The following is a 13,199-nucleotide window of genomic DNA, read 5'->3' as shown; positions in this document are numbered from 1 at the left end:
ACGCAGATAAAATTCACTCATGCAGTATCCTTTTGGAAGCGAGTTCATCACCGAACTGCCGCTAATTTTGGCAGGGCCAATGCTACAACATACCGAATCAACAGCCGTGACGGTATGGATAGCCCTCAAGCAGTCTTGTCGGGTAGAACTGAAAATTTATGAAACAACAAATCAAGGCGCAACTCTAGGGAATTGTTTGTTTACTGGAGAACGCGCTACAGTTGCTTTGGGTGAATATCTGCATGTTGTGGCGGTAACGGCTGAATGTCACGATGAAAATCATCTGCTGGGCGATCGCATCTACGCCTACACCTTACAATTTATCTGTGATACAGAACAGCAAACTTTATCCCAAGCATTAAGTTCTGAGAATTTTGCCGCAGATAGCATTAGTTATTTTGACCATCAACAACCAACCTTTGTTTTACCTCCCAGTCGTCTGCAAGATTTAAAAATTGTCCACGCTTCTTGTCGCAAACCGCATGGACATGGTTTGGATGCGTTACCAATTCTTGATAGTTTAATTGCAAATACAGCAACTCAACCCCAACACCGCCCCCAGCAATTGTTTCTCACAGGCGACCAAATTTATGGTGATGATGTTGCTGATCCTTCCTTATGGGTGGCGACTCATTTGGGTGATATTTTATTGGGTTGGGAAGAAAAGTTACCTGTCAGCCCAATTTCCTGTACTCCCAAGGAATTACCTACCAGACAACGGGCGGAAGTCGCAACAGAACAAGCAGGTTTCACCGCCGGATTGCATAACAAATATAGTAAAGTTAACAGCCATCTGCTGAGTTTGGGGGAATATTACGCGGCTTATTTATTAACTTGGTCGCCTGTGTGCTGGCCGCGGAAATTTCCTCAAGGAACAGAAGTAACTAGCGATCGCCAAGGTATCAAAAACTGGAATCGAGAAGTCAAAGATTTACAACAATTTATTTATACTTTGGGAAAAGTTCGCCGTGCTTTGGCGAATATTCCCACCTACACAATTTTTGATGACCACGATGTTAGCGATGACTGGAATTTGAATCAAGCTTGGTGTTTGCGCGTTTTGGGCAAACCTTTGGGGCGGCGGGTGGTGCAGAATGCCCTGTTAGCTTACAGCGTGTTTCAAGCTTGGGGAAATACACCTGAACAATTTGCCTTTGGGGAATCTGGGGAAAAACTGCTGGCGGCGGCGGAAATTTGGTCAGCTTCCCACGGTACAGATAGTTATGCCGATCAAGCGATCGCCCTTTATCTTGGTCTGCCAGATACCGATTCTCTCACAGGCTTACCAACTTTTGCTCAAGATGATTCCACATTAGTTTTAGCCAGACATCCCCAATCCCTCAATTGGCATTACACCATCCGCAGCCCAATTCATGAAGTGATTGTTCTCGATACCCGGACTTGGCGGGGTTATCCAGCCGACGCGAAACCCATCGCCCCACCCAGGTTATTATCACCCCAGGCGGTAAAACAACAACTACTGACACCTTTACAAGCAAAAACTAATATTCCCGCCACATTTGTGATTGCACCTACCAATGTCTTTGGCTTAAAAGTGATTGATTGGGTGCATCATTGGCATTTAAAAAACGATAAGGTTTTTTCTACAGATGTGGGTGATGCGTGGAATATTCATACAGAAGCATTGGCGCAATTTCTCACAACATTATTTACCCAACGTCAACAAGTCATTGTCTTGTCGGGAGATATTCACTATAGTTCGGCGGTGCGTTTATCTCATCAAGATATTGATTCCCAATTGTTATCTGTATTGGTGCAGTTAACCTGTAGTGCCTTAAAAAATGAAGAATTTCTCACGCGGTTAATTCACACCAAATTGAAAAATTGGCTATTACCAGAAAAAGTCCGATATTGGTGGGGCTGGAGTCATCCTGCTGATATGGTGGAAGTTGCTGCTAAAAAATGGCAACGCCAAAATTCGTCCCGTCCTGACTGGCGTTGTGCGTTAGAGTTAATTCCTCGGCAAAAAACCCAAACTGCGAATTTAGCCATTGATGTATTAAGTTTTATTGCTCCCTGGAACCGCCCAGAAAAAGCGAAGTGGCGATCGCTACAATTTTTAATGTTTTGGAAATCCCCTTGGTTTCAAGATGGAAAAGAAGTAGTAGGCGTGAATAATTTAGCATTAGTGCAGTTTGAACCAACCGATGAAAGTCTTGCGAATAAAGTCATCCAAGATTTATACTGGTTTTCTTCCTGGTATACAACTGAACTGGTTTACTCCCGGTTTGAAACTCAACTGCTACCTGATCATGATGTATTTCATTAGGAATAGCATCAATGGGTGGTGTAGCTAATGTTAACCAATAAAACCCAATTACTCAGTAATTCAATCTTGCAGCCTGGAGATATGGAGCTTTAGTAAATATGATTACCTACAACAATGCTCAATTCCGTTCTATTTTATTTGGATTAGGATATCTAGCTCAAGATTTTGCTGCTTTGGGGCAGGGGTTTCCAGTTAGTAAAGATAATTCGCCACTCACAACCATTAAAACTGTACAAGCCATCAAAAATTTTCAGGCAGACTATGAACTGTTGGTAGATGGTATAGTCGGGCCAAAAACAATGGCAAAAGCGGAAGAAGTGATCAGAATTTTGCAATATGAATTGAATGTAGTAGTCAAAGCCGACTTACCTAAAGATCATCCCTTTTATGGGCCAAGAACTGTAGCCGCAGTCAAAAAATTTGCCGCCCAATATTTGGCTGAGGATGAAGGCGCAATTACTGGTGTTGCAACTTTAGAAATTCGCAAAAATCTTGATAGAGTAGCCAAACAGTTAATTTAAATCTATTAAAAACTTACAGCAGCATATTCTTAGAATAATGTAGAGACGTTATATGTAATGTCTCTACAGAGTTATAGATTTTATGCCTTTATTCCAATTCTATAAGCGACTGCATATAAACTCATCTACTCTTACCTATTTATATAAAAAACAATTTAATATCTCATTATTTTTACTTGAAAGATAAAATGTCGATTAACTTTACACCATCAATTTTTACAAATACATCAGTTTGCCTAATGATGATGGCGATCGCCATCAATATTTTTGCTCACAACCAGGTTTTAGCTTCAGAGCAATTGCCAGGAAATATATTAGGCGATCGCATGTTTACATTAGCAGTTAATTCTGCTACAGAACAGATTAGGCAAGTTGCTAAACAACAAAATGCCACCCTTATACAATATTCAATTATTAATAATGAATTTACGATTGCAGGCAAAAAACAAACGAGAGAATCAGAACTCTATATTTGGGTCATTAAACCTACAGGAGATATAACCTTTCGTCAGGTTGATATTAAAGCATTGTGGCAAAAACAAAACACATCTCTGTCTGAGTTAATTGCTCAAAGTCGTTTGTCTCTTGGGGTGACAGGTAATTATAATTATCTCAAACGTAATCAACTTAAAGATAACTTCCAAAAATTGCATGAATTATTAATTAAACCTATTGAAAATTTATTACCTCAACAACCAAACACAAATATTATTTTCATTCCCCAAGGCGAATTATTTCTTGTACCTTTTGCTGCCTTACAAGATGCCAAAGGTAAATATTTAATTGAGCGATATACAATTGCCACTGCACCTTCCATTCAAGCCTTAGATTTACTTTATCAGCGAAAAAAACAATATCAAAATATCGGACAAGATATTTTAGTAGTGGGTAATCCTAAAATACAATCTGATCGAGGAGAACCGCTTCAGCTAATTGGTGCAGAACAAGAAGCAAAAGCGATCGCACAATTATTTAACACCCAACCACTCATAGGTAATGCAGCAACCGAAACCGCAGTTGTACAGCGAATTTCGCAAGCAAAAATTATTCATTTAGCAACACAAGCATATCTCAAAAATCAGCAAGGTTTAGCTTTCACACCCTCCACTCAAGATGATGGCTTACTCACACCCGCAGAAATTCAAAAATTAAAATTAACAGCAGATTTAGTTGTCTTAAGTGCCAACGATACAGCCATCGGAATAATCACAAATGACGGCGTAATTGGCTTATCACGTTCTTTCTTATCGGCGGGAGTTTCCAGCGTGATTGCTTCTTTATGGGATATATCAGATCAATCAACCGCATATTTAATGACAAAATTTTATCAAAAACTCCATGAAAAACCAGATAAAGCAGCAGCCTTACGTTATGCGATGCTAGAAACTAAGAAAAAATACCCAAACCCCAGAGATTGGGCAGCTTTTACTTTAATTGGCTTGTTGTAGTTTGAAATGAGGATAAGAATTATGAGCGATAGACATAACGAGCTACGCCTACGCAAAATTATTTCAATCGCTTTCAATACTTTTCTCGTAACAATTGCACCGACATGGCCGCAAAATTTTTCTGGGTTCTTGTTTACGCCCCAAGTATTAGCGCAAACATCAAATCAGCAGCACACTGAGGCTGTCTCCGGTAATTTTGTTGATTACTTCGCCCAGGAAAGAGAAATTAAAGCACATAACGGTAGCGTCAACAGCGCCAGTTTTAGTCCAGATGGTAAGTTAATTGTTACGGCTGGTGCTGATAATACTGCTCGTGTCTGGGATTTTTCTGGAAAGCAAGTAGCAGAATTAGTAGGGCATCAAGGCAATGTTAAAACTGCGAATTTTAGCCCTGATGGTAAGCTGATTGTTACTGCATCTTTTGATGCTACTGCCCGCATTTGGAATATTTCAGGTAATCAGCTAGTTGAGTTAAAAGGGCATCAAGGTAATGTTTATAGTGCTAATTTTAGTCCTGATAGTAAACAAATAATCACGGCAGGTGCAGATAAAACTGTGTGGCTATGGGATTTATCAGGCAAACAGCTAAGAGAAATTCCAGCCCATAATGGTAGTGTGTACAGTGCAAATTTTAGTTTAGATGGTAAAAAAATTGTTACCACAAGTGCTGATAAAACAGCACGAATTTGGGATTTGTCAGGTAAGCTCATATCAGAATTAACCGGACATAAAGACACTGTTTGGAGTGCGAATTTTAGTCCAGATGGTCAGCAAATTGTTACAGCTTCGGACGATAAAACTGCTCGTATTTGGGATTTATCTGGGAAAGTTTTAGCAGAATTAAAAGCACATAGTGATAGTGTCTTAAATGTGAATTTTAGCAAAGATGGACAGCAGATTATCACAGCATCAATTGATAAAACTGCTTTGATTTGGAAATATTCAGGTCGCTTGATAGGCAAGCTGCAAGGACATGAAGGTGGTGTTAATAGTGTCAGTTTTACCCAGGATGGTAAACATATTATTACTGCATCATCTGATTACACAACCCGTGTTTGGGACACATCTAATAAGGTGCTGACAGAATTACTAGGACATAAAGGTGAAGTTAATAGTGCTGATTTTAGCCCAGATGGTAAACGTATTATTACTGGATCACAAGACGAAACTGCAAGAATTTGGGATATATCTAGCAAACTAGTCACTGAAATCAAAGCACCTCAAGAGGTATGGACTACTAAATTTAGCCCCGATGGTAAACTAATTGTAACTACATCCCAGAATAAAATTGCCAGAGTTTGGGACATTAAAGGTAAGTTAATTACTGAACTCAAAGGACATCAAGAAGTTGTTAATAGTGCCAATTTTAGCCCTGATAGCAAGTTAATTATCACTGGATCTGGAGATAAAACTGCAAGAATTTGGGATATTTCCGGCAAACTGATTACTGAAATCAAAGGGCATCAAGCAAACGTTGAAAGTGCCAATTTTAGCTATGATGGTAAGCGAATTATTACTGCCTCTGACAACATAGCCCGTATATGGGATAAATCAGGCAAACTAATCACGCAATTAGAATTAAAAGGAAAACAGTATTCTATTATCAGTGCCAATTTTAGCCCGGATGGCAAGATGGTTGTCACTGCATCTCATGATGGTAGTGCTTGGATATGGGATGCTTCGGGTAAAGTAATCACAAAAGTTGAGTTTCCGAATACGACGACTGAAAAGTATAATGAAAATCGTGTTTACGGTGCTGATTTTAGCCGAGATAATAAATTTTTAATTACCGCAACTTCTGATGGCGCACGAATATGGGACATTTCAGGGAAACTAATTACCGAACTTAAAGGTCATCAACATGAAGTCACTAGTGCAAATTTTAGTCCAGATGGCAAACTAGTTGTCACGGCATCTCGTGATAGTACGGTTCGGATATGGTATGTCTTTGGCAAATTAGCAGCCTCACCAAAATTACCAGAAACACCACCCTCTAGTAATCAACCATTTCAAGAACAAGTAAAACCTCGATTTAGGAATGAAGATAACGTTATTACTAGTGTAAGTTTTAGCCCGGATAACAAATTAATTGTTACTGGTTCTAAAGATGGTACTGCACAGATATGGGATAACTCTGGTAAACTGCTAACTGAACTTACAGGGCATCAATATCAAATCAATAATGTATATTTTAGTGCTGATAGCAAGTTAATTTTCACCGCATCTTGGGATTTTGCTGCGGTGTGGGATACTTCGGGTAAATTATTGGCGAAACTGAAAGATATTAGAGACATTGCTGTTTCCAGTGGCAGTTTGAGTCCTGATGGTAAGTTGGCTATTACTACATATTCATCTTTTGAAAGGAATGTCCTACTTTGGGATACATCTGGCAAGTTACTGACAGAACTTAAAGGACATAAAGACCTTGTTAATAGTGCAACCTTTAGCCCAGATGGTAAGTTAATTGTGACTGCATCAGATGATAAAAATGCCCGTATATGGGACATTTCAGGTAAATTTTTAGCAGAACTTAAAGGGCATCAGCAAAAAGTTAAAAATGCCGTTTTCAGTCCTGATGGCAAGCTGATTGTTACTATCAGTGATGAACCAATTGTCCGGGTGTGGGATATTTCTGGCAAGCTATTAACTGAACTCAAACATAAGTATGGATTTATCGACCGTGTGAATTTTAGTCCAGATAGCAAGCTAATTATAACTTCATATCTAGGACGTTCTTCAAGTGTCTGGGATACTTCTGGCAATCTAATCAAAGAACTTGAAGGTATAGAAATTTTTAGTTTTAGCCCTGATGGTCGGCAGACTGTAGCTATATCTGGAGGTATAGCTTTAGTAGGGGATATTTCCAGCCAGAAGTTTACGGAAATCAGAAGTGATCAAGGTTTAATTAAAGGCGTAACTTTTAGCCCTAACAGCCAATTTATTGTTACTGTAGTGGAGAAATTTTCCTCTAAGAGTATTGCTCAAATTTGGGACGTTTCGGGAAAAAGAATTGCAGAATTTAAATCATATCCCAGTACAGTTAATGATGCTAATTTTAGTCCTGACAGTAAATTATTTATCACTGCTTTTGATAATGGGACTGTGAGAGTTTGGAATAATTTTGGCAAAATATTGACTGAAATTACAGGAAAGCATAGTGTTAACAGTGCTAGTTTTAGCCCTAATAATCAGTTAATTCTAACCTCTTCTGCTGGCACTTCGATACTATGGGATACTTCTGGTAAGCAACTTGCCCAGCTTAGAGGATATAAGCCCAGCTTTAGTCCTGATGGTAAGTTGATTGTTACCGTGTCTTTCGACAAAACTGCTTTAGTATGGGATGTTACTGGCAAACAAGTAGCTGAACTTAAAGGTCATCAAAATTCTATTAACAGTGCTAATTTTAGTGCAGACAGTAAGTTAATTGTTACTACATCAAATGATAAAACTGCCCGTGTTTGGAATACTGCGGGTAAACTGATTACTGAAATTAAAGGTAATAATCTTGGTTTTAAAAGTGGTATTTTTAGCCCAGATAATCAATTGATTCTTACTTTAGGTTGGAATAATGTTCCACAAGTGTGGGATATTTCAGGTAAGCTATTAGCTGAACTCAAAGGTCAGCAAAATTACTTCAACAATGCTATTTTTAGTCCTAACAGCAAGCTAATTATCACCATATCTTCTAATATTATCTTGTGGGATATTTCCGGTAAGCTGGTAACTGAATTTCAAACATCTCAAGGAGATATTAAGGATGTCAATTTTAGCCCTGATGGAAAACTAATAGTTACAGCTTCATCAGATGGTATAGCCCGTGTGTGGGAAACTACAGGTAAACTTTTAATAGAACTAAAGGGACATCAAGGCAATGTTACTAAAGCTAATTTCAGTCCCGATGGTAAGCGCATCATCACTGCTTCTGATGATGGAACTGCAAGAGTATGGGAGTTATCTGGTAAGCAAATAGCCTTGCTGAACTTGGATGAAAAAATTGCTGCTACTCCGAAAGCTGAAGCCGATAGACTGCGTGATTTGCAATTTTCTGCCCCTAACTGCGCCCAAGCAATTGAACCTTGGCAAAAAGCTCTCAAACTTTATCAAGAAATCTCTGATAACGAAAACCAAGCTATAGTTCTTGAACAACTTGGTAACGCTCACTATTGTCTCAGTGACTATACCAAAGCAATCGCATCCTATAATAATGCTTTAGACATTGCCAAAAAATTCAACTATGCCCAAAAACAAGCCAAAAACCTCGCCAACCTGGGTAATGTTTACAATTCCTTGGCTGACTATGAAACAGCAATTAAATATTATAATGATGCTTTGAAAATTTTAGAACAAAATCAAGACGCACAACTCAAAGCAGAAGTTTTACGTAATCGTGGTAATCTTTACATTACTCAAGCTAAATATAATGAAGCAATTCAAGACCTATCGCAAGCATTAGCCATTGATAAAAATACTACTAGTCTTGCTAAAACTAAAGCTAATTTGGCAAATATTTATTATTCATTGGGTGACTACAATAAGGCAATACAATATTACAAAGAAGCTGCTGAATTGATTCCCAGTGAAGCACTAGGAGGGTTAGGTAATGTTTACCTTGCCCTGGGCGATACTGTAAAGGCGATTGAATTCCAGCAGGAAAGTTTAGCGAAAGCACAACAAGATGAAGATAAAGAAGCTGAAGGAAATGCTTTAAATAATCTTGCTAATGCTCTGCGTCAAGCTGGTAAATTACCTGAAGCGGAGACACATTTGCGTCAGGCGATCGCTATTTGGGAAAATCTGCGTTTAACATTAGATGATGCCAAAAAAATTTCTATTTTTGAAAAACAAACCCGCACCTATCGCCTGCTACAAGCAGTTTTGATTGCTCAAAATAAAATAGCAGAAGCTTTAGAAATATCTGAGCGTGGTAGGGCAAGAGCATTTATCGATTTACTTAATAAACGAATATCGCCTAATTCAACAGAGCAATCAAAAGTTACAGTAATAAATATTGAACAAATCAAACAAATTGCTAAAAGCGAAAATTCAACGCTCGTTCAATATTCGATTATTACTGATAAATTCAAAGTTGATGGTAAGCAGCAAACTCAAGATTCAGAACTATATATTTGGGTTATTAAGCCCACTGGTGAAGTATCTTTTCATCGTACAGACCTAAAAAGTTTGTGGCAAAAAGAAAAGATAAATCTCAAGCAATTAATTGAGAAAATGCGTCTTTCGATGGGCATAATTGATATTAAAACTCGTAATTCTCGTAGCATCAAAGTTTCAGCAGCAGAGGGAGCGAATCAACCCAAACGCTTACAACAACTCTATGAATTATTAATCAAACCTATCGCAGATCATCTTCCCAGTAATCCTGATGAGCGAGTTATCTTTATCCCTCAAGGTGAGTTATTTCTTGTGCCTTTCCCTGCACTGCAATATGAGCAAGGCAAATTCTTAATAGAAAAACACACAATTCTCACTACCCCATCAATTCAAGTATTAGATTTTACATCCAAACAAAAGCGACATATCGAGGCTTTAAATACAAAATCTTTGATCGTAGGTAATCCGACGATGCCGAAAGTAGAGTTGGAACCAGGAAAACCCCCCGAACAATTAAATAATTTACCCGGTGCAGAACAGGAAGCTAAAAATGTTGCTGCAATCCTCAAAACTCAAGCACTGACAGGTAAGCAAGCCAGCAAAACAGCTATTTTACAGAAAATTGCACAAGCGAGAATTATTCACTTTGCTACTCACGGTTTACTTGATGATAACCGGGGATTGGGAAGTGCGATCGCTCTTGCACCTTCCGGTAAGGATAACGGGTTGCTTACGGCTGAAGAAATCTTGAATCTGAAGTTAAATGCAGACTTGGTTGTTTTAAGTGCTTGCGATACCGGACGTGGGAGAGTCACTGGTGATGGTGTAATTGGTTTATCTCGTTCTTTAATTAGTGCTGGTGTCCCCAGTGTCATCGTTTCTTTATGGGCAGTTGATGATAACTCGACATCGTTTCTAATGACCGAATTCTATAAAAATATCCAACAAAAACAAGATAAAGCGACTGCTTTACGTAAAGCTATGCTGACAACAATGCAGAAATATCCTCTCCCCAAAAATTGGGCTGCATTTACCTTAATTGGTGAATCTGAATAGTTTGTTTGGCGTATCTAGGTTGTATATTTTTCATTAAAAACATACAATATTTTTCCCCTCTCCGATGCGGAAATGGGTTAGGGGAGAGGTCAAAACAGACTTGTTGAATTCCCATCAAATTAAATGTAGAACAGCTTATTAGCTATTTTCAGAATCAACAACCTCAAACGAGATAGCCATTGCGGCTAATTTTTTACTATCAATACCACGCACTCCCGACGGTAATTGTATTTGCTGTGCAGAAATCCCGCCACGAGTACCTGCATCTAAATCATCTAATATATTGTTGGTTACATCTAAAATTTCATCTGTTACAGCAATAGGAGTACTACGATTAGCGACATTTCTTAAACTAGCAATTTTTTGCAAGGCTAAAAGTGAAGTTCTCAGGGGTGTTGTACTAGCAATAACTAACGCTTCTGAAATTCCTAAAGGTCTATCAACAGCTAAGATAAACTCATCATCTGTTTGGGGAATGAGTTTTGTTTTTTGTGCTTCTACTAAAGCCGCATTTTGTGTGGCAGACCAATTATTAGGGAATATAACCGTCATTTCTCCTTCCGCATCAATTACTAAAATACTGACATAAATGGGTTGATTTTCATTGTTTTGAATTTTAAAAGCAATTTTGGTGCCGACAGCAAGTTGAGTCAAGCCGGAATTAGAAAATTTAATAGCAGGTTTTGGCTGTTTCGAGATAGATCCACGAACTGGGAAAGATTCTGCTAGTAATTCATTGCTATCCGCTATATTCATCGAAACAGCAACATTGATGCGGGATGAATTAATGTTACCCAAAATTTGCTTAACTACTCTAGCAGCTAGTAAAGATTTGAACTTCGGCTGTAAACGTTTTACAGCTTCAGTAACAGATTCACCAGCTTGACCAAAAGACTTAGGAATAATTTCATCTTGGCTAGGGAGAAATAAGCCAAAACTACCAACTTCTGGCAACTGAGAAATGCCTTTTTTCTGTAATTCCTGATATTTAGGCTGAGTCATCTGCCCTAGAATATACTGTACTGATTGTTTTCCTAAAAGTTGCGGTTCAACACGTTTCAGGGATTTGAGAGCTTTTATGGCTTGCTGGGCATTGTTATTATTGAGAGATTCATCAATGCCTATTTTTAAAGTAGGATTGTTGGGAATACTGCGAATCCGTTCTTGTAATAAATTTCCTGGCTGTAATTTTAAAGTTGAGCGTGTACCTATATTAACTAATGTACCTTTACCAATTAATCCTTGACGAGATTCTAATTTGATTAAGCCAACTTCATCACCTTGAGGATTGACAACTGAAAATAAGGGATTATCTGTGAAGGCTTCTAAGCTTTGTGGATCTATACCACCCAACCACAATTGAACTTGATTACCCTTGACTTGAGTCACAACAGCTTCAGCCGGCACAGCTTGAATCGGAATAAAATAAATCGGTGGGTTGTTTTTGTTGCGGCTAAGATTTAATTCAAACTCTGGGTCTTGGAGATTACCATTTTCCCTCGCTAATATTTTAGTACTGCGGCCAATATTTGCGATCGCACTATTTACAGATTCATTACCAGCTTGTTGCCAAAGATACTGTGTTAACAAATAAGTAAACGCCCCAGCATGAAAGCCCTCAAACGGTGCATCCGCCGCAAATTGATCACTTCTCGCACTAGCAATCACAACTCCCTTCGCCACAGCTTGTCTGCGTTTCTGGATAAATTCTTGCTGTGAAAGTCCCAGCCGCTTCAGCCATTGGCGTTGATATTCCAACTCTTCGGGACTGGGTTGTAGTGATGTACCACCATTCACCGAACGAACGCGCAAATTTCCCCGTTTACCACCACCAGAATGACAACTATCTAACACAACCGTCACATTCTCGGTTTTTAATGCAGACATCAACAAAAACAATGTGTGTCCCATAATGTGATTTACCGAACCGCGTCCGTTAGGTGGTAATTTGCCATCTATCGGAATAAATGTACTATTCAGTCCATCTGGCGCATCACCATCTGGATCTTTGACTCGTGTACCATGTCCAGAAAAGTGAAATAATACTACATCACTGGGCTTGGCTTGTTTAATTAAATGTTCTTCAAACGCCGTCAGGATGCCTTGACGAGTAGCTTGTTTGTCAGTCAAGGTGAGAATATCTTGGGGTTTAAAACCAAAACGATGAATTAATAATTCCTGCTGTAGCCTGACATCAGTAACACAACCAAAAAGGGGCGACAAACCATCATCTTCAGAATACTCATTAATGCCTACTAATAAAGCTAGTTTACGCCCTGTATTTTGTGCCAAGACTTTACCCAGATAATTACCCTGCTGCATAATATCCCATTGGCTTAAACCCAATGCAGCAAGGGTAGAAGCAGAAAATTGCAGAAAATGACGGCGTTTGATATTAGACATAAGATGTAAGAAATATCTAGGTTAAAACTGTTTTAAAAAATTGTATTTCTAGCTTGTGTGAGATTATGCAAAATGTTCCAGATAATTTGATAGCGTTCCTCATTTACTGAACTATAGGAATCCGATTTGATTTCTGAATCTAGTTGTGTGGTGCGCGTTCGCAAAGCGTCTCGCAGAGAAGCGCAGCGCAAGCGCGATAGGCAGGGAGTAGGGAATGGGGAGTAGGGAGTAGGAAAGAAGCTTGACCTGGGTGTACTGATTTTTTTCATAAATCAAATATGAGTCCTATATAAATTTATCTGCGTCCATCCGCGTTTATCTGCGGTTAATTATTTCCCTATATAGCAGTCCTAAATAATTTGTAAAATTTCC

General features: G+C 38.7%; 5 protein-coding genes. 4 read left to right on the top strand and 1 reads right to left on the bottom strand.

Annotated elements, in window-relative coordinates:
• Nucleotides 1-19 precede the first annotated feature (19 nt).
• The 4 genes from H6G77_RS20625 (at nt 20) to H6G77_RS20610 (ending at nt 10,424) form a co-directional block, all read left to right on the top strand.
• Entirely contained in the window at nt 20-2,290 is a 2,271-nt protein-coding gene (locus tag H6G77_RS20625) for a PhoD-like phosphatase (protein WP_190872595.1), read from the top strand.
• Nucleotides 2,291-2,388: 98 nt separating this feature from the next.
• Nucleotides 2,389-2,811: a peptidoglycan-binding protein gene (locus tag H6G77_RS20620; protein WP_190592296.1), complete on the top strand. Its 423-nt coding sequence runs from the start codon at nt 2,389-2,391 to the stop codon at nt 2,809-2,811.
• Nucleotides 2,812-2,999: 188 nt separating this feature from the next.
• Complete coding sequence (locus H6G77_RS20615; RefSeq protein ID WP_190872594.1) at nt 3,000-4,259, top strand: CHAT domain-containing protein; 1,260 nt, start codon at nt 3,000-3,002, stop codon at nt 4,257-4,259.
• A 21-nt stretch (nt 4,260-4,280) separates the two neighbouring features.
• Entirely contained in the window at nt 4,281-10,424 is a 6,144-nt protein-coding gene (locus H6G77_RS20610; protein WP_190872593.1) for a CHAT domain-containing protein, read from the top strand.
• Nucleotides 10,425-10,562: 138 nt separating this feature from the next.
• Here the strand turns inward: H6G77_RS20610 and H6G77_RS20605 are convergent, their stop codons facing one another.
• Nucleotides 10,563-12,827, bottom strand: a complete 2,265-nt coding sequence (locus H6G77_RS20605) for a caspase family protein (protein ID WP_190872592.1) — start codon at nt 12,825-12,827, stop codon at nt 10,563-10,565.
• Between the last annotated feature and the right edge of the window lie 372 nt (nt 12,828-13,199).

The organism is Aulosira sp. FACHB-615 (assembly GCF_014698045.1).
GTDB lineage: Bacteria > Cyanobacteriota > Cyanobacteriia > Cyanobacteriales > Nostocaceae > Nostoc_B.
Note: the sequence above shows the minus strand (reverse complement) of the source record. Positions and strands in the feature narration are given on the sequence as shown.